This window comes from Komagataeibacter sucrofermentans DSM 15973 (assembly GCF_040581405.1).
Taxonomy (GTDB): Bacteria; Pseudomonadota; Alphaproteobacteria; order Acetobacterales; family Acetobacteraceae; genus Komagataeibacter; species Komagataeibacter sucrofermentans.
Window position 1 is genome coordinate 296,552 of record NZ_CP137157.1, and the last position, 26,599, is coordinate 323,150.

18 protein-coding genes are annotated in these 26,599 nt (G+C 66.2%); 9 read left to right on the forward strand and 9 right to left on the reverse strand.

The annotated features are described in order from the left end of the window. Positions 1 to 90 precede the first annotated feature (90 nt). Both R5N89_RS01460 and R5N89_RS01465 read right to left on the reverse strand, forming a co-directional pair. Positions 91 to 1,356 (reverse strand): D-amino acid dehydrogenase, encoded by a 1,266-nt coding sequence (locus R5N89_RS01460; RefSeq protein ID WP_110568005.1) that lies wholly within the window; start codon positions 1,354 to 1,356, stop codon positions 91 to 93. Between the two features lie 109 nt (positions 1,357 to 1,465). Next, positions 1,466 to 2,491 (reverse strand): NAD(P)/FAD-dependent oxidoreductase, encoded by a 1,026-nt coding sequence (locus R5N89_RS01465; protein ID WP_110568007.1) that lies wholly within the window; start codon positions 2,489 to 2,491, stop codon positions 1,466 to 1,468. Positions 2,492 to 2,744: 253 nt separating this feature from the next. Between R5N89_RS01465 and tsaE the strand changes: the two genes are divergently transcribed. The 5 genes from tsaE (at position 2,745) to trxA (ending at position 11,037) form a co-directional block, all read left to right on the forward strand. Then, positions 2,745 to 3,230, forward strand: a complete 486-nt coding sequence (gene tsaE / locus R5N89_RS01470) for a tRNA (adenosine(37)-N6)-threonylcarbamoyltransferase complex ATPase subunit type 1 TsaE (protein WP_110568009.1) — start codon at positions 2,745 to 2,747, stop codon at positions 3,228 to 3,230. After that, positions 3,227 to 3,988, forward strand: coding sequence for a nucleotidyltransferase family protein (locus R5N89_RS01475; RefSeq protein ID WP_110568011.1), 762 nt, complete (start codon positions 3,227 to 3,229; stop codon positions 3,986 to 3,988). Before tsaE ends, R5N89_RS01475 begins: the two co-directional genes overlap by 4 nt. Beyond that, entirely contained in the window at positions 3,985 to 7,038 is a 3,054-nt protein-coding gene (addB, locus tag R5N89_RS01480; protein WP_110568013.1) for a double-strand break repair protein AddB, read from the forward strand. The genes R5N89_RS01475 and addB overlap by 4 nt, the downstream gene beginning before the upstream one ends. After that, the gene (gene addA, locus R5N89_RS01485) at positions 7,035 to 10,628 is read left to right on the forward strand and encodes a double-strand break repair helicase AddA (RefSeq protein ID WP_110568015.1); all 3,594 of its coding nucleotides are present in this window, start codon (positions 7,035 to 7,037) and stop codon (positions 10,626 to 10,628) included. Before addB ends, addA begins: the two co-directional genes overlap by 4 nt. Before the next feature lie 79 nt (positions 10,629 to 10,707). After that, complete coding sequence (gene trxA, locus R5N89_RS01490) at positions 10,708 to 11,037, forward strand: thioredoxin (protein WP_110568017.1); 330 nt, start codon at positions 10,708 to 10,710, stop codon at positions 11,035 to 11,037. Positions 11,038 to 11,137: 100 nt separating this feature from the next. Here trxA and hpnK read toward each other — a convergent pair whose 3' ends face one another. The 5 genes from hpnK to dxs all read right to left on the reverse strand — a co-directional run bounded on the left by hpnK (position 11,138) and on the right by dxs (position 17,507). Then, positions 11,138 to 11,992 (reverse strand): hopanoid biosynthesis-associated protein HpnK, encoded by an 855-nt coding sequence (gene hpnK / locus R5N89_RS01495; protein ID WP_110568019.1) that lies wholly within the window; start codon positions 11,990 to 11,992, stop codon positions 11,138 to 11,140. Positions 11,993 to 12,062: 70 nt separating this feature from the next. Further along, complete coding sequence (hpnJ, locus tag R5N89_RS01500; protein ID WP_110568020.1) at positions 12,063 to 13,487, reverse strand: hopanoid biosynthesis associated radical SAM protein HpnJ; 1,425 nt, start codon at positions 13,485 to 13,487, stop codon at positions 12,063 to 12,065. Between the two features lie 104 nt (positions 13,488 to 13,591). Continuing rightward, positions 13,592 to 14,770, reverse strand: coding sequence for a bacteriohopanetetrol glucosamine biosynthesis glycosyltransferase HpnI (gene hpnI, locus R5N89_RS01505; RefSeq protein ID WP_110568023.1), 1,179 nt, complete (start codon positions 14,768 to 14,770; stop codon positions 13,592 to 13,594). Between the two features lie 62 nt (positions 14,771 to 14,832). Further along, positions 14,833 to 15,495, reverse strand: a complete 663-nt coding sequence (locus R5N89_RS01510; protein WP_110568024.1) for an ABC transporter substrate-binding protein — start codon at positions 15,493 to 15,495, stop codon at positions 14,833 to 14,835. Further along, positions 15,492 to 17,507: a 1-deoxy-D-xylulose-5-phosphate synthase gene (gene dxs, locus R5N89_RS01515; RefSeq protein WP_408887031.1), complete on the reverse strand. Its 2,016-nt coding sequence runs from the start codon at positions 17,505 to 17,507 to the stop codon at positions 15,492 to 15,494. Before dxs ends, R5N89_RS01510 begins: the two co-directional genes overlap by 4 nt. A 447-nt stretch (positions 17,508 to 17,954) precedes the next feature. On the opposite strand from dxs, the gene hpnH reads away from it, so the two are divergent. Beyond that, positions 17,955 to 19,136, forward strand: coding sequence for an adenosyl-hopene transferase HpnH (gene hpnH, locus R5N89_RS01520; protein ID WP_110569963.1), 1,182 nt, complete (start codon positions 17,955 to 17,957; stop codon positions 19,134 to 19,136). A gap of 131 nt (positions 19,137 to 19,267) precedes the next feature. Next, positions 19,268 to 20,557: a hemolysin family protein gene (locus R5N89_RS01525; RefSeq protein ID WP_110569964.1), complete on the forward strand. Its 1,290-nt coding sequence runs from the start codon at positions 19,268 to 19,270 to the stop codon at positions 20,555 to 20,557. 107 nt (positions 20,558 to 20,664) lie between these two features. Here the strand turns inward: R5N89_RS01525 and R5N89_RS01530 are convergent, their stop codons facing one another. Beyond that, a complete protein-coding gene (locus R5N89_RS01530; RefSeq protein ID WP_110569965.1) occupies positions 20,665 to 22,650 on the reverse strand; it encodes a lytic transglycosylase domain-containing protein in 1,986 nt (661 codons plus the stop codon). A 181-nt stretch (positions 22,651 to 22,831) separates the two neighbouring features. Beyond that, entirely contained in the window at positions 22,832 to 23,773 is a 942-nt protein-coding gene (locus tag R5N89_RS01535; RefSeq protein ID WP_110569966.1) for a uracil-DNA glycosylase family protein, read from the reverse strand. A gap of 18 nt (positions 23,774 to 23,791) precedes the next feature. On the opposite strand from R5N89_RS01535, the gene R5N89_RS01540 reads away from it, so the two are divergent. Further along, a complete protein-coding gene (locus R5N89_RS01540; protein WP_244192269.1) occupies positions 23,792 to 25,621 on the forward strand; it encodes a tetratricopeptide repeat protein in 1,830 nt (609 codons plus the stop codon). Next, a complete protein-coding gene (locus R5N89_RS01545; protein WP_110569968.1) occupies positions 25,621 to 26,550 on the forward strand; it encodes a 4-(cytidine 5'-diphospho)-2-C-methyl-D-erythritol kinase in 930 nt (309 codons plus the stop codon). Before R5N89_RS01540 ends, R5N89_RS01545 begins: the two co-directional genes overlap by 1 nt. The last annotated feature ends 49 nt before the right edge of the window (positions 26,551 to 26,599 follow it).

The following is a 26,599-nucleotide window of genomic DNA, read 5'->3' on the forward strand; positions in this document are numbered from 1 at the left end:
TGAAAACAACATGGTGATAAAAGTCTTTGGGTGCCGTTTTTAAACAAAGCGGCACCCAAAATGTTCTGATGATGAACGGCCCGTCTGGCTTCAGGCCGTGGCGTAACGGTCGATGGACAGGTCGAGGCAGGGGATCTCGGTGGGCTTGTTGCTCATGCGGTCGGCCAGCACGCGGCCCGAGCCGCAGGCCATGGTCCAGCCCAGCGTGCCGTGGCCGGTATTGAGCCACAGATTGGCAAAGCGCCCCGCAGGCCCGATTACTGGCGTGCCATCGGGCGTGCTCGGGCGCAGCCCGGTCCAGTAAGCGCCCTGCGACAGGTCGCCACCCGCCCCGAACAACTCGCTGAACGAAAGCTCGAGCAGTTCGCGCCGGTCGCGGCTCAGGCGCAGGTTATAGCCGGTCAGTTCCGCCGTGCCGCCAATGCGGATGCGGTCGCCCAGCCGCGTGACCGAGACCTTGTGGGTCGCGTCATTGACGGTGGAAACCGGGGCGCGGGCCGGATCGGTTACCGGCAGCGTCAGCGAATAGCCCTTGGTGGGGTAGACCGGCAGCCTGATGCCCAGCGGGCGCAGCAGCAGCGGCGAATAGCTGCCCATCGACACCACATAGGCATCCGCCGTCATGCGGCCCATGGATGTGCGCACGCCCAGAATATCGGTGGCCGAGGCATCGAGCGCCTCGATATTGGTCTCGTAATGGAAGGTGACGCCAAGTTCTTCTTCCGCCTTCTGGGCCAGGCGGGCGGTGAACATGTGGCAGTCGCCCGATTCATCGCCGGGCAGGCGCAGGCCGCCCTGAAACAGGTGGCGGTTTTCCATCAGGCCCGGCTCGTGGCGGGCAATGTCATCGGGGCTGAGGAACTCGTGGGCAATGCCCGCAAGGTCGAGCAGCTTCATGTCGCGGGCGGCGGCGTCCACCTGCTTTTGCGTGCGGAAAAGCTGGATCAGGCCGCGCTGCTCGTCATCATAGGTAATGCCGGTATCGCGGCGCAGGGCATCGAGGCAGTCGCGGCTGTAGGTCGCGATGCGCAGCATGCGGGACTTGTTGATATCGTAGTCATGCGCGTTGCAGTTGGCCAGAAGCTGCTCGAGCCAGCGCATCATGGCCAGGTCGAAACGCGGGCGCACGACGATGGGCGCGTGTGGTCCTGCCATCCAGCGCAGCACCTTGAGCGGCAGCGCGGGCTCGGCCCAGGGGGAGGAGAAACCCGGCGAGATCTGGCCCGCATTGGCAAACGAGGTTTCCATCGCGGCGGCGGGCTGGCGGTCAATGACCGTGACCTCATGGCCTTCCTTGGCAAGATACCATGCCGCTGTTACGCCAACCACGCCTGCGCCCAGAACGATAACTTTCACGATCTGCCCCTTATTCTTCCGTCATCAACACATCGGGGATGCGCCAGACGGCAGCAATGGTCAACCGTTTGAGTTATGACAGGATTGGATGGCTGAAATCAGCCATCCATCAGCCCGCAGGCACGCCCTTGCTGGTGGAATATTCAAAATGCAGCGCCCTGTCGGGGTGCACGATGGGGTGGATGGCGTGCGCCGCCATGGCCCCTTCGGTAAAGCCCTGCAGGATCAGCTTGAGCTTGCCGGGATAGGTCGCCACATCGCCGACCGCGAAAATGCCGGGCAGGCTGCTCTCGCAGGTGGAAGGGGTGACGGGAATGGTGCCGCGCAGGGTGTCGAGCCCCCACTGCGCAATCGGCCCGAGGTCGGTCGCCAGCCCGAAAAAGGGCAGCAGGTGGTCGCAGGCCACATGTCTTACCGTGCCATCAAGCGTGGCCAGATCCACGCCCGCAAGCGCGCCGTCCGTGCCGTGCAGGCCATGAAGCTGGTAGCCGATGATCTTTTCCACCTCGCCCCGGCTTACGGCCTCGTCAAGCTGGCGCAGGCTTTCGGGTGCGGCGCGGAAACGGTCGCGGCGGTGCACCAGCTTTACGCTGCGCGCGACCTCGCGCAATGACAGCGCCCAGTCCACTGCTGAGTCGCCACCGCCTGCAATCAGCACGTCCCTGCCTGCAAAATCGGCGCGGCGGCGCACGAAATACTGCACGCTCCCCGTGGCCTCGAACGCCGCCAGTCCTTCAAGCGGGGGGCGGTTGGGGCCAAACGCACCCGCACCGGCCGCGATGATGACAGCGCGCGCCGCAATCACGTCGCCCTTCGTGGTGCCCAGCACGAAGGCGCCGCGCGTGCCCTCAAGGCGCTCGACCCGGCGGCCAAGCAGGCGTGGCACATCGAAGGGCGCGATCTGCTGGTCAAGGGCCCCGATCAGCGCGCCACCCTCGATCGCGGGGTGGGCGGGAATGTCATAGATCGGTTTTTCGGGGTAGAGCGCTGCGCACTGGCCGCCAATTTCATCAAGCGCGTCTATCAGCACGCAGCCAAGTTTGAGCATGCCGCATTCAAAGGCGGCAAACAGCCCGGCAGGGCCCGCGCCAATAATGGCGACATCGGTGGTGTGGGTGGGGGAGGGCGTGGTCATGTCCGGCTCAGCTGTCCTGCAGTCCGTGGTCTGGTTAAAGGCATATCTCAGGTGCGGTTTTGCTTGGTTGTGCCCGCAGGCGCAAGCCTCGGGCGCAGCCTGGCGCGTGACGATGGTGTGCGCGGCGGCGCTAAACGACTGAAAAGACATTTCTCCTTCCGCATCAGGGCGCAGGATATGAAAATGGTTTTCCGTGCATGCCGCCTGCCATCCCTCTTGTGCGCGGAGGCAGGGCGGGGGCACACTGAGCGGCATGGATGCAAACCTTTCGTGGCGTGAAATTTCCCTGCCCGACACCGGGGCCACGCAGGCGCTGGGCCGGGCGCTGGCCGCCGTGCTGCGCCCCGGCGATGTCGTGCTGCTGGAAGGCGATCTGGGCGCTGGCAAGACCACGCTGGCCCGCGCCCTGCTGCGCGCCCTGTGCGGGGATGCGGAAATGGAAGTGCCCAGCCCGTCCTATACCCTCGTACAGGTCTATGATGCCCCGGCGGTCCCGGTTGCGCATTTTGACCTGTGGCGGCTCGATGGCTCCGAGGCCCTGCATGAGCTGGGGTGGGATGAGGCGTGCGAGGGCATCGTGCTGGTTGAATGGCCCGACCGGCTGGGCGACCTGGCGCCGCCTGATGCGCTGCGCGTGAGCCTCGTGCCCGATGCGGCGGGCGGGCGTGTAGCCCGGCTGGCAGGCGACGGCAGGCGGCTGGCGCAATTGACGAACCCCGATACAGGAGATGCCCCATGAGCGTGAACATGCCCCGTACCGCCATGGTTTTTGCCGCAGGGCTGGGGCGGCGCATGCGGCCCCTGAGCGAATCGGTGCCCAAGCCGCTGCTGCGCGTGGCGGGCCAGCCGATTCTGGATCACGTGCTCGACCGGCTCGAGGCGGCGGGTGTGGCGCAGGTGGTGGTCAACGCCCACTGGCAGCCCGATGCCATCCATGCGGCGCTGGCCGCGCGGGCTGCAGCCCATCGCGGCCCCCGCACCGTCGAGCAGGTCGAGGAGACATTGCTCGAAACCGGCGGGAGTGCCGCAAGCGCCCTGCGCGCGGGCCGGATCGGGCCGGACCCGTTCTTTCTGCTCAATGGCGATGCCATGTGGCTCAACGGCCCGGTGCCCGCCCTGCGGCGGCTGGCGGCGGCGTTCGACCCCACCGGCATGGACGCCATGCTGCTGCTTGGCGGCATGACGCGTGCGGTGGGCGAGGTGGGGCATGGCGATTTTGCCGTCGATGCCCATGGCAGGCCGCGCCGCCCGCGCGCAGGCGAGATCACGCCTTACATCTTTACCGGCGTGCAGATTGTCTCGCCCCGGCTGTTTGATGCAGCGCCCGAGGGTGGCTTCAGCATGAACAGGCTGTGGGACCGGGCCATGGAGGCGGGCCGCCTGGGCGTGATCGTGCATGATTCGCTGTGGTTCCACCTCTCGCGGCCCGCTGATATCGCGGCCGCCGAACGCGTGCTGCATTCAACCCTCAACCCGGATGCGGATACCGGACTGTGACACAACCCGCAGAGACGGGCGTGCGGGGCCGTGCCGCCGTCATTCCGCAGCATGTGCCGTTTGTGGACCAGATCGCCGCGCGCTGGCTGGCGCAGGCGGGGCATGACCCGCAGGCCTGCGGCAATGGCCTGATCCTGCTGCCCAGCCGCCGCGCCGCCCGCGCCCTGACCGAGGCCTTCGTGCGGCAGGTCGATGGCCGCCCCATCCTGCTGCCGCGCATCGCCCCCATTGCCGGGCTTGATGAGGCGGCCCTTGCGCTCTCGGGCCGCAATGCGCTGGACCTGCCGCCTGCGGTCGATCCCGTGCGCCGCCTTGCCACGCTTACGCTGCTGGTCATGCAGGCGGGCCGCGCCTTTGGCGATGTGCAGGGCGTGGACCAGGCCTGGCCACTGGCCCGCGCGCTGGCCGACCTGATGGATGAGGCGGAATGGGCGGAATGCGACCTGTGCGAACGCCTGCCCCACGCCGCCGAGGGCGATTTTGCCCAGCACTGGCACCTGACCGTGCAGTTCCTGTCCATCATTACCCAGGTCTGGCCTGCCTGGCTGGCCGAGCAGGGGGTGATGAACCCCGTGGCCCGCCAGACCGCCCTGCTGCACGCGCAGGCCGCGCGGTGGCTGGAGGCGCCGCCCCCTGCGGGCTACCCCATCTGGGCGGCGGGTTTTTCCGATGCCGTGCCATCCACCATCGCCATGCTGCGTGCCGTGCTTTCGCTGCCCGATGGGCGGCTGGTGCTGCCGGGCGTGGATATGGAATGTGCCGATAGCGTCTGGTGCAACCTGCCGCCCGACCACCCGCAGGCGGGCACTGCGCACATGCTGGCCGAACTCGGCCTTGAGCGTGCGGGCATGGAACAGTGGGGCGATCTGCCACGGGGGTGCGTGGCCAGCAGTCCCATCCCGCGCGCCAGCCTGCTGGCCCGCGCCCTGCTGCCCGCCCATGCGCTGGCGGGCTGGCGCGACCCCGAGGCCCCGGTCATGGCCGATGGCCTGTCGGTGCTGCGCAGCACCGACCAGCAGGAGGAGGCGGCGGCCATCGCCATGGTGCTGCGTCAGGTGCTCGAGCAGCCCGGCAGGCGCGCAGCCCTCGTCACTCCCGACCGCGCGCTGGCCGGGCGCGTTGCCACCGAACTGGTGCGCTGGGGTGTCATTGCCGATGACAGCGCGGGCGAAAGTCTGCTCACCATTCCGCAGACCGCCTTCCTGCGGCTCATCATACAGGCGGTGGATGGCGGGCTTTCGCCCGTGGCGCTGCTTTCGGTCATCAAGCACCCGCTGGCGGCGTGTGGCCTTGCGCCGGGCAACTGCCGCGCCAGCGCCCGGCAGCTCGAGCGGCTGGTGCTGCGTGGCCCCGCCCCGCCACCGGGCATTGCCGGGCTGCGCAGCGCGCTGGCCCGCGCGGCACAGGACCCGCACGGCGCGCTGGCCGATGCGCCTGACGCGCCGGAGGAAATCACCGCCTTCATCAACCGGCTCGAAACCGCCCTCGGCCCGCTGCTCGCCCTGCCGCGCGCCAGCCTGGTGCCGGTCTCCACCCTGCTCGCGGCCCTGATCGAGACCGCGCAGGCCCTTGCCGCGACCGACACTACCGATGGCGCCGAGCGCCTGTGGGCCGGTGAGGAAGGCAACGCGCTGGGCCAGCACATGAGCGCCATGCTGGCATGGTGCGACGTGCTGCCCGATGCAAGGCTGGGCGCGCTGGATGGGCTGCTGGCCTCCTCGCTTGCGGGCATGACGGTGCAGGGGCGGCGCGCGGTGCGCGGGCGCGAGGGCACGGCGGTGCATCCGCGCGTGTTCATCTGGGGCCTGCTCGAGGCGCGGTTGCAGACAGCCGACACCATCGTGCTCGGTGGGCTGGTCGAGACCGTGTGGCCCCCCGCCACCGATCCGGGGCCGTGGATGAGCCGCCCCATGCGCACCCGCGTGGGCCTGCCCTCGCCGGAATGGGCCATAGGTCAGGCCGCGCATGACTTTGTTGCGTGCGCCTGTGCTGCGCCACGGGTGGTGCTGTCCATGGCGGCACGGCGGCAGGGCGCGCCCACCGTGCCCGCGCGGTGGCTGGTCAGGCTCAATGCCTATCTGGCAGGCCACGGCCATGTCCTGCCGCCACACCCCGCCCTGCGCTGGCTTGACAGCCTGGACCGGCCGCCCGGCGGGCTGGTGCAGCCAGCAAGCCCGCCGCAACCCCGCCCTGCGCTCGCCCTGCGCCCCCGCAGCCTGTCGGTGACAGAGATCGAGACATGGATGCGCGACCCCTATGCCATCTATGCCCGCCGCATCCTGCGCCTCAACCGGCTGCCCGACCTTGAGGAACTGGCCGATGCGGCGGATTACGGGCAGATCGTGCACACGGCCCTCGACCGCTGGTTCCGCGCCCACCCAACCGACTGGCCAGCAGGCGGCGAAGCGCAGATGCAGGCCGTCTTTGCCGATGTGCTGCGCGAGGCCGAACTGCGCCCCGCACTTGCCGCCTGGTGGGCGCCAAGGCTGGAACGCATCGCCACGTGGTGCGCCCAGACCGAACAGGCGCGTCGGGCCACGGGTGGCGCGCGCGCGGTGCTGACCGAACTGAGCGGGCGGATGCAGCTTGAAGACCTGCCCGGCGGCCCCTTCACCCTGCGCGGCCGGGCCGACCGGATCGACCGCCACGGTGATGGCACGCTGAGCCTGTTCGATTACAAGACCGGCACGCTGCCCACCCGGCGCAGCGTGCTGGAGGGCTGGCAGTCGCAGCTGGTGCTTGAGGCCGCGATGATTGAAAGCGGCGGCTTCCCGCCTCCCGTCGCGGGCACGGTGGCCGAACTGGTATACTGGCGGCTGACCGGCGGCCATGTGCCAGCCCTGGTGCTCGACGTGGCGCGCGGGGCGGAACTGACCGAACTGATCGCATCGTGCCGCGCGGGGCTGCGTGATCTGGTGGCCGGTTACGACGATCCCGACCAGCCTTACCTGTCGCACCCCTATCCCGGCGAGGAACCGCGCTTTGCCGATTACGCCCATCTGGCCCGTGTTGCGGAATGGAGTGCGGCGCGTGAGGAGAATGGCGGATGAACGTGTCCCCCCCCCAGGCCGACACCACGATGGATGCCATCGGTCTTGCCAATCGCAGCCAGGCCCAGGCGTCTGACCCGCAGGCCTCGGTGTTTGTTTCGGCTTCGGCAGGCAGTGGCAAGACCAAGCTGCTGATCGACCGGCTGCTGCGCCTCATGCTGCCGCGTGATGTGCCCGACCGTGACGGCGTGCCCACCCGCGTTGCGGGCAGCGACCCCGGTCGCATCCTGTGCCTGACCTTTACCAAGGCGGCCGCGGCGGAAATGTCGATCCGCCTGCAGGACCGGCTGGGCCAGTGGGTCATGCTGCCCGATGAGGCGCTTGACGGCGAACTCGCCCGCCTGTCCGTGCCGGTGGATGACCGCACGCGGGAGGTGGCGCGCGAACTCTTTGCCCGCGTGCTCGACCTGCCGGGCGGCATGCGCATTGGCACCATCCATGCCTTCTGCCAGTCGCTGCTGCGGCGCTTCCCCATCGAGGCCGCGATCAGCCCGCATTTCACCCTGATCGAGGAGACCGATGCCCGTCTGGCCCAGCGCGCCGCGGTTGAGGACGTGGTGGGCGCGGGCGGCCCCGCCGTGGCGCTGCTGGCGGGCCAGATCGGCGTGGGCGACTTTACGGCCCTGATCGCCCGGCTGCAGGCGCATGCCCGCCGCCTGCTGCCGGTGGCGCGGCAGTGGGTGCGCGACCGGGCCAGCGTCGAGGCCGCACTGATGCGCCTGCTGGGCATAAGCGGGCGCAGCGTGGAGGAGGTGCTGCGCCATGCCTGCGCCACCATCCCCGATGAGCAAGCCCTGCGCGATGGCCTGCGTTACGCGGCGCAGGAGGGATCGCCTACCGTAAGGACACAGGCCGAAACCATGCTGGCGTGGCTGGGGCAGGACCCCGCCACCCGCGCGGCGACATGGCCCGTGTGGCGCAAGGCGTTGCTCAAAAACGATGGCGCCCCCCGCCAGCGCGGCGGCCTGAACGCGAAGCTTGCCGTCCAGTGCCCGGTTCTGGTCGAGCAGTTGCTGGCGGAGGCTGCGCGCATCATCGCCATCGAGCAGCAGATGCGCGCGATAAAGGTGTTTGAACTGACCTGCGCGCTGCTTTCCGTGGCCCAGCCCGTGCTGGAGCGTTACGCCACGCGCAAGAGCGCGCAGGGCATGGTTGATTATGACGACCTGATCGACCGCACGCTCGAACTGCTGCGCGATCCCGGCGCGGCGTGGGTGCTGTACAAGCTCGATGGCGGCATCGACCACCTGCTGCTCGATGAAGTGCAGGATACCTCGCCCGACCAGTGGGCCATCGCCGGTGGCCTGACGGCGGAGTTCTTCGCGGGCGAAGGCACGCATGATGACGAGGGCACGCCGCGCACCATCTTCGCGGTGGGGGATTACAAGCAGTCGATCTATTCGTTTCAGGGGGCCGATCCCGAGGCCTTCCGCGCGTGGCGGCAGCGTTTTCGCCAGCGTGCCGTGGCCGCCGAGGCATTGTGGCGCGAACCGGCCCTGACCGTTTCCTTCCGCTCCACCGCCCCGGTGCTGAAACTGGTGGACAGCGTATTCGCCAACCCCGCCGCCGCCCGTGGCGTGGTCGAGCCTGATGGCACCATTCCCCCCCATGTCACCGCCCGCCCCGGCCAGGGTGGCCGCGTCGAGATCTGGCCCCCCGTGCCGGTGGAGGAGGATGGCGAGGCGGTCAGCCCCTGGCAGGCCCCCCGGCTGAATGCGGGGCAGTCCACGGCCCAGCAGCGCCTGGCCGATACGCTGGCCGCCTGGATCGCAGCCGAACTGCGCAGGCCCCCGGCACCGGGCGAGGCACCCCTTGCGCCGGGTGACGTGCTGATTCTCGTGCCCCGCCGCTCGGCCTTTGCCCGCGCCCTGATCCGCGCGCTCAAAACCAACGACGTGCCGGTGGCCACCCTCGTGCGCACCGTGCTGACCGACCAGCTTGCGGTGCAGGACCTCATGGCGCTGTGCGCATGCCTGCTGCTGCCGCAGGATGACCTGACGCTGGCCTGCGTGCTGACCTCGCCCATTGGCGGGCTGGATGATGGGTCGCTCATGCATCTGGCAACAGGCCGCGATGGCAGGCCGCTGTGGGCGGTGCTGCGCGCGCGCCATGCCGAGCGCCCGGACTGGGCGACGGCGTGGCATATTCTCAACACGCTGTTCCGGCAGGTGGATTACGCAACGCCCTACCAGCTTCTGGCCGAAGCGCTTGGCCCGCTGGGCGGGCGCACGCGGCTGCTGGCCCGCCTCGGGCCGGAGGCGGTGGAGCCGGTGGATGAACTGCTCTCCGCAGCACTCCGCTTTGAGGAGGCGCACGCCATCTCGCTGCAGGGCTTCCTGCACTGGCTCAATGCCTCGGATGAGACCGTGCGCCACGAACCCGATGCCTCGGCCAACATGGTGCGCGTCATGACCGCGCATGGGGCCAAGGGGTTGCAGGCGCGGCTGGTGGTGCTGCCCGACACCATTGCCAGCCCCCGGTCTGACACCAACATCCTGTGGAAACAGGACCAGAAGACCGGCCTCGACATTCCCATATGGGTGCCCCGCCGCGAACTGGCCACCGACCTGACCGCAGCGCTGCAGGAAAGAATAAAACAGGAAGCGGCGGAGGAATATAATCGCCTGCTCTACGTGGCGCTGACCCGTGCGAGCGACCGGCTGGTGGTATGCGGCTGGAAGCCGAGCCGGGGTGTGCCCGATGGCTGCTGGTATGATCTGTGCCACCGTGGCTTCGAGCAGGCAGGGGCCGAGGCCCGGCCTTTTGATCTGGGCTGGGAGGGCGAAAGCCTTGTGCTGGAGGAACAGCGCACTGTTTCCGCGCCCACGGCAAGGCCGCAGGCCCCGGCGCGGGAGGAGGAACACCCCGTCACCCTGCCGGACTGGATGGGCCATGCGCCGCTGTGGCGGCCGGTGCTGCCCGTGGCGGAAGGCCCGCTGGCCCGCCCGCTCGCACCCAGCCGCCCCGATGATGTAGCCCTTGGCCCGCAGCCCGCCGTGCGTTCGCCGCTGGTTGCGGCCAGCACGGTGCGCGACCGGGCGGATGCCACGGCCCGGCGCGCCCGCGCCCTGCAACGCGGGCAACTGGTGCATGCCCTGTTGCAGTACCTGCCCGACTGCGCGCCTGATGCGCGGGCGGAACTGGCCCATGCCTGGCTGTCGCGCCCGGCAGCGGGGCTTGCGCCAGACATGCGTGATGAACTGGTGGCAGCGGTGCTTGCGGTTATGGAGCAGCCAGAACTTGCGGCACTTTTTGCCCCCGGCAGCCGCGTGGAGCAGCCTCTGGCCGGAATCGTGGGCGAGCAGGTGATCGTGGGGCAGGTGGACCGCATGGTGGTCAATGCCGATACGGTTACGGTGTGCGACTTCAAGACCAACCGCCACCCGCCAGATGATATTGGCCAGACCCCGGTGCTCTACCTGCGCCAGATGGCGGCCTACCGCGCCCTGCTGCGCGGAGTCTATCCGGGCAGGCAGGTCGTGTGCGCGCTGGTCTGGACCGAGGGCGTGCGCGTTGACATCCTGCCCACCGCCCTGCTGGACCATTATGCACCGGACAGGGTTGCCCTAAAGGGGTCGGTACGGGCTTGACCGCGTGCCGGGCGATTGCCATGTCAGCAGGACGCAAGGACAAAGGCAGCCATGGCTGCCGTAAATGGAGCATTGAGTGATGGGTGAAAACACGATTGCGGTCAGCGACGACCAGTTCAAGACGCTGGTTCTCGACTCAAAGGAACCGGTTCTGGTTGATTTCTGGGCTGAATGGTGCGGCCCGTGCAAGATGATCGCACCCGCGCTGGAAGAACTCGGCGGTGAGTTCAAGGGCCGCCTGACGGTGGCCAAGGTCGATATCGACAACAATCTCCGCACCCCCAACGAATACGGCGTGCGCAGCATTCCCACCCTGGTCCTGTTCAAGGATGGCAAGCCCGTGGCCCAGCAGACTGGCGCGATGCCCAAGAGCCAGCTCAAGGCATGGGTTGAATCCAAGCTGGGCTGATTATCAGTGAAAAGTTTTTGGTGAAGCTTTTTTCAAAAAGCTTCAGAAAAAGCCGCCTTTTTTTAAAAAGGCGGCTTCCAAAAACTTTCATTCTTTTCTCTTAACGCCCGCAGGCCACATCGGTCCATGTCGTGGGTGTCGCCCCCGCATGGGCCAGCCCCGAGTGGAAGCCCGGCGAGCAAAGCGTGCGGAACTCGGCTTCATGCTCATAAGTCGGCATGAGCCGCTGCAACAGCCTGTTCTTGGCCGTAGCCGGGTGGAAATAGATTTCCGACAGGCCATCAGGCAGGTGGGCGGCCAGAGCCGAGACGCGGTCGGTGGTCATGTGCCCGCTCCAGGCCAGGCCAAAGCACCAGTCATTCGTCACCAGCCCGGCCTTGTGCGCCTGATGGCGCAAAAGCCCGGTCCAGCGCCGCAGGGCGGCATCGCCCAGCGTGTCGGCATAGGTGCCGGCCGCGCGGAGCGGCTCAGGTGGCTCGAGCGGCACGCGCACCGCGCGCAGGCCATGGCGCAGGCCGCTTTCAATCAGGTAGCGCCCCACGGTGGGGTGCAGGTGCATGTGCTTGTGCGCGTTGGCGTGGTCCAGCGTAAGCCCTGTGGCGGCAAAGGCGCGGAACTGCGCCTCGATCTCGGCGGCAAGTTCACGGCGCACGGCGGGGCGGAAGAAATATTCCACCCCCAGCTTGAGCTGGTCGGAGGGGAACAGCCCATCCTGGGGCACCAGCAGCGGAATATCGGCAGGCGGCAGGGTGGCCGGGCCTTCAATGGCCACAAGGTGCAGCCCCACCCGCAGGTCAGGCAGCTTCCTGGCGCGGCGCACGGCATCGGCGGCAGCGGGGCCGGAGACCATCAGGCTTGCGGTTGACAGCAATCCATCCCGGTGGGCGATCTCGATGGCCTCGTTGACTTCTTCCGACAGGCCGAAATCATCGGCGGATATGATGACGCGCTTCATGCAGCAAAACCGGGTGGCTTGAAAAAAGAAATGCCGGAACCCGAAGGTTCCGGCATGGATCGTGGCGCGATCAGGCCGCGCGGCGTTCGCGCAGGAACTGGAAGAACTCCACCCCTTCGCGCAGGCGGCGCTTCATCATCTGCGGGCTGCGCACCATCTCGTTCAGGATCGAGGCGATCTTGGGCGCGCGGAAGTAGAACTTCCGGTAGAATTCTTCCACGCTCTGGAAGATTTCGGTGTGCGACAGGTGCGGGTAGTGCAGCGGCGCGATCTGCACGCCGTTATCATCGATCAGCTCGGCGTTCTTTTCATCCAGCCAGCCATTCTCGGTCGCCTGCTGGTGCAGGAACGTGCCGGGATAGGGCGCCGCCAGCGAGACCTGCAGCGTGTGCGGGTTGATCTCGGTCGCGAACTTGATGGTTTCCTGAATGGTTTCCTTCGTCTCGCCCGGCAGGCCGAGGATGAAGGTGCCATGGATCTTGATGCCGAGTTCGTGGCAGTTCTTGGTGAACTCGCGGGCCGTCTCGACGCGCATGCCCTTCTTGATGTTGTGCAGGATCTGCTGGTTGCCGCTCTCGTAACCCACGAGCAGCAGGCGCAGGCCGTTGGCCTTGAGCACTTCCAGCGTCTTGCGGGGCACATTCGCCTTGGCGTTGCACGACCAGGTTACGCCCAGCTTGCCCAGTTCCCTGGCAATCGCTTCGGCGCGCGGCAGGTCATCGGTGAAGGTGTCGTCGTCGAAGAAGAATTCCTTCACCTGCGGGAAATACTGCTTGGCGAGACGGATCTCGGCGGCCACGTGCTCGGGGCTGCGGGTGCGGTAGTGATGGCCACCCACGGTCTGCGGCCACAGGCAGAAGGTACAGCGCGACTTGCAGCCACGGCCGGTATAGATCGAGATGTAGGGGTGCATCAGGTAACCGATGAAGTAGTCTTCAATCTTCAGGTCACGCTTGTACACTTCGGTCACGAACGGCAGGCTGTCCATGTCCTCGATCATGGCGCGGTCGCGGTTATGCACGATCTTGCCATCGGCATCGCGCCAGGAGATGCCATCGACATCCTTCCACTCGCGGCCTTCCGCCATTTCCTTGATGGTGAAGTCGAATTCGTTGCGGGCCACGAAGTCAACCGGCGGGGCGTTGAGCAGGCTCTCTTCGGGCTGCACCGCCACCTTGGCGCCAACCATGCCGATCTTGACCTTGGGGTTGGCATCCTTGAGCATCTGGGCCACGCGCACATCCGATGCGAAGGACGGCGTGGAGGTGTGCATGATGACGAGGTCGCGGTTGCGCACGTCTTCGAGGATCGGCTCCATGCCCATGCGGGCCGGCGGCGCATCGATCAGGCGGCTGCCCTCGACCATGGCGGCGGGCTGGGCCAGCCAGGTCGGGTACCAGAACGACTTGATTTCCCGCTTGGCCTGATAGCGGGAACCGGCCCCACCGTCGAATCCGTCAAACGAAGGCGGCTGGAGAAACAGGGTTTTCATCATGCTACGCGTATCCTCGGGTTCTGGCGGGGAACGGGGTTCCCTTAATACCCGTTCTTATTGACTACAGGGTGGTTTTTAAAACGGTCCGGCGGGCTGGCGGGGGGTCAGTCACCGGGGGAGGCGGGTTGCGATCGTGGCGTCATGACCGAATGGGGCGTGACATGCATCGTCTGCCCGCGCCAAGCAACCCTTGTGCCCGTAACGCTGCCCACCATGATCGCGGCTGAAAGCCAGTCACGCAGGGGGAGGAGCAGTAACGGCAGCAGGCTGCGTTGCGCCAGTGTCCGGTCAAGGATGAAGGAACATACGCCCCGCCATCCCCACGCGCCAAGAAAGAAGAACCATGTCCATGCCGCATGGGGTGCCAGCAGCACCGCAACAGTGGCCCAGAACAGGGGGAGCTGGATGGCCGAGGCCGCATAGCCCGCCGGTTCCAGTGTCTTGACGGTGCGGCCCCAGCGCAGTTCATGCGCCAGCACCTCACGCATCGAGGTTTCGCCCACGGTGGTCCATGTCATGCATGCGGCAATGGCGATGTCCTTGCCATGCTCGCGCACGTAGCGGCCAAGAATCGCATCATCGGCCACATGGGGCACAAGGGCTTCAAGCCCGCCAATGGCGTCGAGCATGGAGCGCCGCAGCGCCATGGTGGCGCCGAGGCAGTCCTGCCGCCCGAGGTAACGCGACAGCATGACGCCAGGCAGGAAGTTATGGTTGATCTGGCAGGCGGCGAGCAGGCGCGGCACGGTGTTCGAGGCAGGCAGCCCGGCATAGAGCGTGGTCACAAGCCCCACATTGTCGGGCACCATGGCGCCCACGACATGGCGCAGGTAATCGGGCGCCACGTGAATGTCCGAGTCGGAGATGACCAGCACATCATGCTTTACGCGCGCCATGATGTTGATCAGGTTGCCGATCTTGCGGTTCACCCCATGGAAGGTGGGGTCGATCACCAGCTCCATCGGCACGTCCGGATGGCGTTCCATCAGGCGGTGCACGATGGGGATGGCGGCATCATCCTCGGCCTGTACGCCAAAGACGATCTGCATATGCGGATAGTCCTGCGTGCAGAAGCTTTCGAGTGCTTCCTCAAGCAGGGGTTCATCGCCATGCAGCGGCTTGAGCACGGAGACCGGGGGCAGGGGCACTTCCCGGTCAACGCGTTTTTCCTGCCAGCGGAAGCGCGAGACCAGGAAAGTGCCTACCGCTGCCTGCATGCACCCGGCGGCCGCGACAGTCGCGGCCAGTCCGGCGGGTGAAACAAGAGCGTTGAAAACAGACATTATTTTTCCGGCAAGGTCCCGCGCGTGAAACAAAATGAAAAAGACGTCAGGAAAAGGTCAGGTTACTCTTCCGAGAAGGTCTTGATTTTCTTCTGTAACAGATTTGTCAGTTTTTGCACATTCCCGCCAGACAGGGCGGAACTGAAATCTGCACGCTGTGCGGCAACCTGGCTGATGTGGGCATTGAGCAGCACGTCAACGATCTGCCAGCCCTTGGCGCCCGAGCGCATCACGTAATTGATCTCGGTCCCGCTCGGATCATCTGATGAGCCGATATGCGTTATAACAATGCGGTCGTTACCCACCGGGGAGGGCGTGACAGAAGGATCAATGGTGAAGCGCGCATCGCTGCCCGGCTTGAAGCTCGAGACATAGCGGGCAATGGTGAACTGGCGGAACGTGCTCAGAAGCTGCTGCTTCTGGTCATCGGGCAGGGCGGCGTAGCGCGGGCCGATGGAGGAGGCGAGCACGGCCTCCATGTCATAGGCGCGGTCGATTGCCGGTGCGAGCATCTGCGAGCGCTGCTCGAACGTGCCGCTGCCTTTGGCCTGCACGCGGTCGAGGGCAGCATACAGGGCCTTGATCGGCTCCTGCACCTGCGCGTCGGACGCGCTCGCGGCATAAGCTGCATGGATGGGGAAGACGGCAGGGATGACCGGTGCCGCCATCAGGCCGGCGCAAAGCGCCAGTGCGGTGGTTTTCAGGGCATGTTTCATAATGTTCATGATTTCGGTCCGTTTGCCGTCTTTAGCAAGGGCTGCGTCATGCTGATTCCGACACCCAGCGCCTCAAGGGCGGTATTGGTAATGGCTACCGCATCCAGCCCGGCCTCATGATACTGGGCTTCCTGGCTGTTATGATCGATGAAGCGGTCTGGCAGTGTCATGGGGCGGAAGCGCACGCGGTCGAGCAGGCCGGTTTTTGCCAGATGCGTCATGACAAAGGAACCGAATCCGCCAACCGAGCCTTCCTCGATGGTGATCAGCACCGCATGGTTGCGCGCGAGCTGCTCGATCAGCGCCGTGTCGAGCGGCTTGGCGAAGCGGGCATCGGCCACGGTGGGGGAAAGCCCCTGGGCGGCCAGCATGTCAGCGGCCTTGAGCGCGTCGGCCAGCCTCGGCCCGAGCGAGAGGATGGCGATGCCGCCCTGCTCGGGGCCGGACTGGCGCGCCATCTCGCGCACGATTCGCCCGCGCCCGATCTCGAGGATCTGGCCCGCCGCCGGCAGGTCCAGCCCCAGCCCCGCGCCGCGCGGGTAGCGCAGGCCAAGCGGGCCTTCGTCAAACGCGATCGCGGTGGCGGTCATGTTCAGCAGTTCAAGCTCGTCGCTCGGCGCCATGAGCGTGATGCCGGGCAGGCAGCCCAGATAGGCGATGTCAAACGCACCGGCATGGGTCGCGCCATCAGCGCCGACCAGCCCCGCGCGGTCGATGGCGAAGCGCACCGGCAGCTTCTGCAGCACGACGTCATGCATCACCTGGTCATAGGCGCGCTGCAGGAAGGTGGAATAGATGGCGCAGAACGGGCGCAGTCCCTCGGTGGCCATGCCGGCGGCAAAGGTCACGGCGTGCTGCTCGGCAATGCCCACGTCAAAGAAGCGGTCGGGATAGGCCTTGGCGAACTTGTCGAGCCCGGTGCCCGAGGGCATGGCGGCGGTGATGGTGACGATCTTGTCGTCAGTCGCCGCCTGGCGCACGAGTTCCTTGGCAAACACCGAGGTATAGCTCGGCGGGCCGGACGGGCCCTTCTTCTGCTCGCCGGTGACCACGTTGAACTTCGAGACGGCGTGGTATTTGTCGCCAGCCGATTCGGCCGGGCTGTAGCCGTGGCCCTTTTCGGTGATGACATGCAGCAGCACGGGGCCGACATCCTCGGCATCGCGCAGGTTGCGCAGGATGTGCACGAGCTGGTTCATGTCATGCCCGTCAACGGGGCCGACATAATAGAAGCCGAGTTCCTCGAACAAAGTGCCGCCGGTCATGATGCCGCGGGCGTATTCATCGGCCTTCTTGGCGGTGCGCTCGAGGCGGCCGGGCAGGCGCTTGGCCATCTTGGCGGCGAGTTCACGCAGGGACAGGAACTTGCGCGAGGACATCAGCCGCGACAGGTAGCTCGACATCGCGCCCACGGGCGGCGCGATCGACATCTCGTTATCGTTGAGCACCACGATCAGGCGCTCGGCGCCGGGGCCGCAATGCGAGGCGTTGTTCATCGCCTCATACGCCATGCCCGCCGAGATCGAGCCATCGCCGATCACCGCAATCACGTTGCGCTCGCGGTAGGAGGGGTCTTCCTCCGCGCGCAGGTGATGGGCGACGGCCATGCCGAGGCCCGCCGAGATGGAGGTGGAGGAATGCGCCGCGCCAAACGGGTCGTATTCGCTCTCGCTGCGCCGCGTGAAGCCCGAAAGCCCGCCCGGCTGGCGCAGGGTGCGGATGCGGTCGCGCCGCCCGGTCAGGATCTTGTGGGGGTAGGTCTGGTGGCCCACATCCCAGATCACGCGGTCGGCGGGGGTGTCGAACACGGCATGCAGCGCCACCGTGAGCTCAACCACGCCAAGGGAGGCGCCAAGATGGCCGCCGGTGGTGGACACGGTATCGATCGTCTCCGACCGCAGTTCCTCCGCAAGCTGCTTGAGCTGCTCGACCGAGAGGTTGCGCATGTCGTGCGGCCACTGCACCCGGTCAAGCTGGGCATAGCGCCCAAGGGTCGGAATCGCGGGTTTGGTCTGATCCATGATGTTCGCGTCCATTGTTCTGTGTCGGCCCTTGCCCATATGGGAGGAACCGACCCGGTTTTCGGTTAGGCCCCACGCGCCCCGGTCAAGGGGTCGGGCAGGCTGCCCCGGCGGCGATGAATGGCGGCTCATGGCAAACGGACCATGGCGACCGTAGCGTAATCGCGATGTGTTACTCCGGTTAGGCGTGCAAATACAGTCTCTAATTCCCTGACTGTTGTTAATTGGCCACACTGAAGGCAATAGCAATTGAATACAGGATGGTTTCTGTCCTATACCCTCGCGAAAGGCTTCATGTGTCGTACAAGTCCGCAACCTCGGCATGCTCTGTGTGCACGGCTGGGTGATGTTGGGCTTGTTTTCTTGTAGGTGGATGTGTCCATAGTCCGACCTACCAGACTTGAAATATGAGACCGGCGGTTGGGCCGGTGCAGGAGCAGAGGTTTCATGGCCGTTCCTATTATGCAGGCAGTCCGCGTCGGCGCCTATGTTGTCAAGCAGCATGTCACGCGGCGTAAACGTTATCCGCTCGTGCTTATGCTCGAGCCCTTGTTCCGCTGTAACCTGGCCTGCGCCGGGTGCGGCAAGATCGACTACCCCGCGCAGATCCTGAACCAGCGCCTGAGCGTGCAGGAATGCCTTGATGCGGATACCGAGGCCGGTGCGCCCGTTATCGCCGTGGCCGGTGGCGAGCCGCTGCTGCACAAGGAAATGCCCGAGATCATCCGCGGGCTGATCGCGCGCAAGAAGTACGTATATCTGTGCACGAACGCCCTCCTTCTTGAAAAGAAGATGGACGATTACGAGCCGAATCCGTTCTTCTCGTGGGATGTGCATCTTGATGGCGACCCGCAGATGCACGATGCCTCCGTCTGCCAGGACGGCGTGTACGAGCGCGCCGTGGCCGCGATCAAGAAGGCGAAGGCGCGTGGCTTCCGCGTGTCGATCAACTGCACCCTGTTCGATGGGGCCGACCCCAAGCGCGTCGCTACCTTCTTTGATGAAGTGATGGCGATGGGCGTGGACGGCATCATGACCGCGCCGGGCTATGCCTACGAGCGTGCGCCTGATCAGGAGCACTTCCTCAACCGGCAGAAGACCAAGCAGCTGTTCCGCGACATCTTCCGCCTGGGCAAGGGCAAGAAGTGGCGCTTCACGCAGTCGCCGCTGTTTCTGAACTTCCTGGCGGGCAACGAGCAGTATCACTGCACGCCGTGGGGCAAGCCGCTGCGCAACCCGTTTGGCTGGCAGCGCCCGTGCTACCTGCTCGGCGAAGGCTACGCCAAGAGCTTCAACGAGCTCATGACCGATACCGACTGGGATGCCTACGGCACCGGCAATTACGAAAAATGCGCCGACTGCATGGTCCATTCGGGCTACGAGTCGACGGCGGTGATGGATGCGGTCCGCAGGCCCTGGCACATTGCCAAGGTTGCGCTGTTCGGCCCCGAGACGGAAAAGCCGATGGCGCCGGAAATCCCGCTCGACCACCAGCGCCCGGCGGAATACGTGTTTACACAGCACGTCGATGCCAAGATGGCCGAGCTTGCCGCCCGCAAGAAGCCCGCGGCGCCGCCGCGGGTGAAGAAGGTCGCGGCCCCGGCCGAGACGGCAGACGCAGCCGACTGAGCACGCATTCGGGCATCATATCGACCGGATGGTTAAGGGAAGGCGGGGCATTTGCTCCGCCTTTTCTTTTGCGCGCCAGTCGGGGTCAAAATATGCCCGTCTGGCTGAATATGCTGTAAGAGCGTGGGATCATGCTTGTTTCCCTGATTGTCATATTGTGCCTCGTTCTGCTCAACGGGCTTTTTGCCATGGGCGAACTGGCGCTGATTTCCGCCCGCCGGGCGCGTCTTGCCATTCTTGCGCGTGATGGCACCAAGGGCGCGGACCGCGCGCTGAAACTGGCGGGCGACCCGCAGAGCTTTCTGCCCACCGTCCAGATCGGCATGACGCTGGTCTCGATTCTTGAGGGCACGTTTGGCGGCAACAGCATCGAGGCCGGGGTCAGCCGGTGGCTTTCACATATTGCGGCCCTGCGCTCGATTGCCGATGAACTGGCCATGTTCCTTGTGGTCAGCGCCATTACGGCGGTCATGCTGGTGCTGGGCGAACTGGTGCCCAAGCAGATCGCGCTGCGCCAGCCCGAACTCATTGCCGCCCGCCTGTCGCTGTTGCTGGAGTGGATGGCCTGGTTCACGCGCCCTATCGTCTGGCTGCTTGGCCGCTCATCGGAACTGGTGCTCAGGGTGATGGGCATTGGCAATGCGATTCGCCAGTCGGTCTCGGTGGAGGAACTGCGCGCCTATATTGCCGAGGGGGCCCAGGCGGGCGTGCTGGAGCAGGAGGAGCGCGACATGATCGAGCGCCTGCTGCGCCTGGCCGAGCGCCCGGTCCGCGCCATCATGACGCCGCGCAACGAACTGTGCTGGGTGGAGCGCCACGTGCCGCGCGCGCAACTGCTGCAGGTGCTGCGCTCGACCACCTATTCGCGCATCGTGGTGTGCGAGGGTGGCGTGGATAATCCGGTGGGCGTGATCCTGGCCAAGGACATGCTCGACCGGTTCCTTGATGGCAAGAGTCCCTCGGTCGAGATCGGGCTGCGTCACCCCATCTCGGTGCCCGATACACTATCCGCCTTTGACATGCTTGAGCGCATGCGCGCCTCCCCGCTGGGCATGGCGCTGGTGCTGGATGAATATGGCTCGTTCGAGGGAATCGTGACTTCATCCGACCTGTTCGGCGCGATCGTGGGCGAGCAGCACGAGCCGGGCAGCACGCCGCCCCAGCGCCTGGCGCATGACGATGTGCTCGTGCTCGATGGCGCGATGCCTGCCGATGAGGTCAAGGACCGGCTTGGCCTGTCCGACCTGCCAGCCGAGGGCAGCTATCACACGCTGGCAGGGCTGGTGCTGGCCCTGCTGCGCCGCGTGCCAGCCAGGGGGGACAAGGTGGTCTTCTCGGGCTGGCTGTTCGAGGTGCTGGAAATGGAAGGCCGCCGCGTGGTGCGCGTGCAGGCCAGCCGCCAGCTTCTGGCCGAGAACTGATGCAGCCTGCCGCAACATAAAATAGTTTTTGGTGAGGCTTTTTTCAAAAAGCTTCAAAAAAAGAGCGCCGCCTTTTTTAATAAAGGCGGCGCTCAAAAAATGTTCTCTTAGTGAATGGTGTGGCCCGCGTGGCCCGCCATGGCCATTTCCGCGCCAAAGCCGGGCCATTCATTGCGCCCCATCGCCTCGAGCGAGGGGGCTGCAACACCAAGCCGGTCGGCATAGATCCACAGATAGGTAAAGGCCCGGCGCACATAGTCGCGCGTCTCGCCATTGGGCAGGCTCTCGATATAGAGCAGGGGATCTGCATCCTCATCCATCGTCGCGCTGCGGCGCGAGATGGCCGAAGGGCCAGCGTTATAGCTGGCCAGCATGCGGATCATGTCGCCACCTGCGGGCACATGCGCACCCCCCGCCTGAGTGGAAAGCTGGGCAAGATAGAGCACGTAACGCTGCCCGATATCGAGGTTGGTGGCTGGGTCGTGCAGGTCGGTGGGGCGGCGGGTGAAGCGGTCCCTGTCATGCACCACGAAACCGGCGGTGACCGGCATGACCTGCATCAGCCCGTGCGCCCCGGAGCCGGAAACGGCATTGCTGTCGAAATTGGATTCCAGCCGGGTCAGCGCATAGACGAGTGCCGGGTCCATGCGGAAGCCATGCTCGGGCTGGAGCGGGGGGAGCGGGAAGCGGGCGGCGTGGGTGTTGTGCTCGCTTTCATTGGTGTCGATCAGCATGAGCATCTGCGATGCCAGTTCCTTGAGCCCCATGGCGTCGGCCACCATCTGGGTGGAATGGCACAGGGCGGCATCGTTCTGGATATCGGGCCACAGCCGCCGCAGCGCGGCTTCTGCCCGTTCGCGCTCGCCCACCTGCATCAGGGCAAACGCCCTGCGCCCGGCAGGGGTGGCGGCAACCGCCTCGATATCGATTTCACCCAGAACCGGGCTGCCGGCATGGATCGTCTGCTGGGCTGCCGCGAGCGTCATGTCGGCATCGGCGCTGATGGTATCGGGCGTGTGGGCCGACCGGCTGGCCGGCGGGGCCCGCAGGCCCAGAATCTGTGAGGCCAGAAGGCCATAAAAAGTGTGCGGAGCCGCCGCTGCCCGGTGCAGCCACGGGTGATAGGCCGCGACATCGCCGGTTGCCTGATGCGCGCGGGCCGCCCAGTAAGCCGCACCCGCGCGGATGCTGCCCGGTGTCAGGCTGGCGCGCGATGCGGCCTCGAACAGGGGCTCGGCCATGTCGGCGCGACCCTGCCGCCAGGCGGCCAGACCGGCCACATAGCCCGCAAGCCCGAGCCGCTGGCCGGATTTTTCAAAGGCTGCGCGCGCAATTGACATGGCCAGCCGGTTTTCGCCGCTGCTGAACAGCGTCATGGCAATTTCGGCGTGCAGGTGGGCGGCATACAGGTCGTTCATGCCCGGCGTGATCGCAATCAGGTGCAGGGCGCTGCGTGCGCCCTTTACGCCCTGGGCCGCGCGCTCGCGCACGGTGCGGTCGAGCATGGTGTTGCGGGTGAACACCCGCAGGGAGGGGTCATCCTCCTCCGGCAGGTGGATGTGCTGCGGCGGGCGGCTGCTGTCCAGCGTGCCATGGGCGGGCGCGGGGGGGAGTGGCCCCCCACGGACCGGCGCGGGCATGGCGGCCAGCATGGAATAGATGGCTGGTGAATCCGCAAGGCCCGAGAACGTGCGCAGCCACAGCCGGAGCTGCCCCGCATTGGGGTGATAGGCCGGGTTGAGATAGCGGGCAGCCAGGATGTCGCCGAGCAGGGTGTCATCATGGATGGAAGCGGTTTCGCGGATGGCGGCATCGAACTTGCCATCCGCCTGGAGGCGGAACACCCGGCGGATATGGCTGACATCCTCGGGTGAGAGCGGGCGCGGCATCCCGGCGTTACCGTGCGCGCGCAGGCGCGGAAGGGCGAGCGCCGTTTCCTCGTTATGGTCACCATGGCTTGCTGGATCATCGTCCAGTCGGCCAGGCGCCACTGTTTGGGCACGCAACGGCGCGAACGCCGCTCCTGCCAGAAATGCGGCGCCAGCCAGAAAGGCTGCCACCGCGTGATGGGGGGTATTGATTGTCCCTCGCATGGCGAAGCGGATGTAAGCCGTGCGTGCAAGGAAAGCAATAGCTAACGCATTTCGTGGCGGTAAATAAGTTTTCAGAACAGAATGAGGGAACTTATGTAAACACCGTAAAACATGTGCGCAAACAGGAATGAATAGCTGGTTTGCACAGGCTAATATGCCGGAATGATTATGTTAATACCCTTTATGATTTTAAGGACATGTTTCCGATTGTTTCGCGTATGAGCAGCATGTCTTTCCACGCATCGCGCCGTGCCGTGGCGCTGGCGCGCAACTGCAATGGATGGCGCATGGAAAGGGCTGGCAGCGTGGTGGCGGGCGCGTCATCGGGGCCGGTGGGCAGGGTGATGTCACGCCACCGCCCGCGCATGCGCGCTGCCGTGGTGTTCTGCCCTGTGATGAGGGAAACGGCGAGATTGCCAAGCAGCACCACCCGCCCCGGCCGGGCGAGCACGATGGCGCGCTGGATGAAGGGCAGGCAGATCCGCGCCTCCGCCACCGAAGGCGGCCTGCCGCCGGGCGGCCGCCATGGAATGATGGGGGCGGCAAGCAGGTCGGCGCGGTCGATGCCGATACTGGCGAACATGGCCGTAACCAGCGCGCCGCTTTCCCCCGCGAAGGGGTGGCCATTGCGGTCCTCATCCGCGTCCGGCGCTTCGCCGATCAGCATCAGCGGGGCCTGTTCCGGGCCTTCCACGCACACGCTATGGGTGGCGGTGGCCCGCAGCCCGCATGGCTCGAAGCCGCTTATGGCCGCGCGCAGCGCGGGCAGCGTATCAGCCGCGGTTGCCGCCGCGCGGGCGGCTGCCACGGCCTCGTCAATCAGCGTGGCGCGCGAAGGGGGTGCTGGCGGCCGGGACCTGCGGGCGGGTTTTGGGTGTCCATTCCCCGCATCTGGCTGTATGGGGGTGGGCTGTACGGAAAGGGCGGGGTTGCGCGGCGGAGTGGGAAGCGCGAGCCTGTCATGCGGGTCGGGGTCCAGCGCGTCATCCGCGCCCCACTCCACATAAAGGCGTAACAGGGACAGGGAATCAGTCATCGGATGGATATATCCCGCACCGGCACGGGCCACGGAGCAGCGCGCCATCCTGCCTCCCCGCTCAGGGTTTGGCAGCGGACGCCGCACGCGGTAGATTCTGGCGTCATGCTCTTACCTCGTCTGTCACGCATGGTCGTGGCCTCCCTTGTTGTACCGCTCCTTGCCGGGATTCCCAACCGTGAAATGCGGGCCGCCCCGCCGGTTGACCCCATCATCGAGGCAGGCAAGCAGGATCTGGCCACCAATCTGCTCGTTGGCAACGTGGCTGCGGCCGAGGGCGACAACGCCGAGGCCGCGCGGGCCTATGGCGTGGCGGCAGGGCTTGCGCCCACCTTTCGGCTGTTTGGCGAGCGGGCGTTTTTCTACAGCATTCTGGCGGGCAGCCCGCAGGCGGGCGCGCTTGCCCACGCGCAGCCCCCCGGCGTGATGACCGAACTGGTCATGGGCAATACCGCAGCGCTTGCCGGGCGGTGGGATGAGGCGGCGGCGCATTACCAGAACGCGCCAGCCGACCAGATCATGGGCCTGCTGCGCCCGCTGCTGCGCGCCTGGGCGCTGCAGGGCGCGGGCAAAACGGATGAGGCACTCGCCGCCCTTGCCCCAGCCGAGGTCGATGCCCGGCTGGGCGGTTACTATACCCTGCACTCGGCCCTGATCGCGCAGCTTGGCGGCATGCAGATGCGTGCCGATACCCTGTTCCGCCAGGCGGCGGAAAACGGCAGCGGCGACCTGTTCACCACGGTGGTCATGGCGCGCTGGCTGGTCACCCAGGGGCATGAGGCGGCGGCGCGCGACCTCATCAACCAGCGCATTACGGCCATGCCGGTGCTCGAAACGGCGCGGGCCAGCATCATGGCCATGCTCCAGCGCCCGGTCGTGACCCATGCCACGCAGGGCCTCGCACAGGCTTACGGGCTGGTGGCGCTGCTGATCGACCAGCAGCTTTATGCCCATGAGGGCGGGGATGAAGACCATGCGGGCGATGCCGCGATGGAAATCGGCACCCTGCGCGGCACCGAGCAGATGATGCTGCGCATGGCGCTCACCCTTGACCCCGCGGATTCGGAGGCGCGGCTGCTGCTCTCCTCCATGCTGCATGCCCGCAAGCAGGACCGGCAGGCGCGCGCCGCCTTTGATGGCGCTCCGGCCAATGACCCACTGCTGCCCGTCTATCGCGCCGAGCAGGCCGATCTTGACGTGGTGCTGGGCCACAAGGAGCAGGCGGCGCAGGAACTGCGCGACCTGCTGCGCCAGTCCCCCGATGACCGCATGCTGTGGAGCAGCCTTGGCGATGCCCTGCTTGACCAGCAGAAATGGCCCGAAGCACTTGATGCCTACCAGCATGCCACGGCACTCACGCCCCACCGGCTGGAAGGCGATGACTGGCGGCTGCTGTTTGGCCAGGCCATAGCCCAGGAGCGCCAGAACCACTGGCCGCAGGCGCGGGCGCTGTTGCAGCACGCCCTCCAGCTCGCGCCCAACGAGGCGGAACTGCTGAACTATCTTGGCTACTCCATGGTCGAGCATGGCGAGAACCCCGCCCTGGCCGAATCCTACCTGCGCCGCGCGCTCGCGCTTGCTCCGTCTGATAACCAGATCCGCGACAGCGTGGGCTGGGTGCTCATGCGCCTTGGTCACGTGGCGGAGGGGCTGCCGCTGCTTGAGCAGTCGGTCGAGCAGATGCCGCAGGATCCGGCCATCAACTACCACCTTGGCGTGGCATACTGGATGGCGGGCCGCAGGCTCGAGGCGATCAATGAATGGCAGAACGCCATCCAGTTCCAGCCCGACCCGATGGACCGCCGCAAGATAACGGCGGCGCTGGACTATGCCCATGCGTGGCAGGCCCACAGGCCCATGGCCCTGCCTGCCGACCTCAAGCCGGTGGCAAGCCCGCCTTCTTCCTCTTCCCAGTCAAATGGAACCCGTCACTGATGTCGTCGCTGCACGAACTGGCGCATGCCAAGATCAACCTGTACCTGCATGTCACGGGGCGACGGCAGGCGGATGGCTACCACCTGCTTGACAGCCTTGCCGTATTTGCAGGTGCTGCGGACCGGCTGGACCTGAAAATGGGTAGCGGGCGTGGTGGCCATGTCGCGCTGGACATCACGGGCCGGTTTTGTGCCGGGCTGGGCAGCGAGGACTGCGCCGATAACCTGATCGTGCGCGCAGGGGCGATGCTGCGCGAGCAGATAGGCACGGATGCCGCACGCGCCCTGCCGGATGTAGAGATCACGCTGCACAAGGAACTGCCGGTGGCCTCGGGCATTGGCGGCGGCTCGGCCGATGCTGCCGCCGCCCTGAGGCTTTTGCTGCGGGTTTGGAATCTCGACCTGCCACGCGCCACGCTCATGGCGCTGGCCACGCGGCTTGGTGCGGATGTACCGGTCTGCCTTGAGCAGTGTGCCGCGCGCATGGAAGGAATCGGCGAGGAACTCTCGCCCGCGCCCGGGTTGCCGCCCTGTGGCATGATGCTGGTCAATTGCGGGCAGAGCGTATCCACCCCGCAGGTGTTCAAAACGCGCGCGCCGGTCTTTACCCCCCGCGCCACGTTGCCCCCCGCCTGGGTCACGCTGGCCGATATGGTGCGCGACCTTGCCGCCCAGACCAACGACCTGCAGGAGGCCGCCTGCGCCATCCGCCCGGAAATCATGACCGTGCTCGACGCCCTGCGTGCAGCACCCGGCTGCCGCCTTGCGCGCATGAGTGGCTCGGGGGCCACGTGCTTTGCCCTGTTCGACAGCCCCGAGGCCGCCCGTGCCGCACAGGCGGCCGTGCAGCAGGCTGGCGCGCACTGGTGGGTGTGGGCGGGTGACCTGTGCCGCAGCACGACTGAGGCACGAACGTCCATTCCCGCCTGAGCGGGAAAGGCATTTTACAGATAAAAGTTTTTGGGCGCCGCCTTTTTGA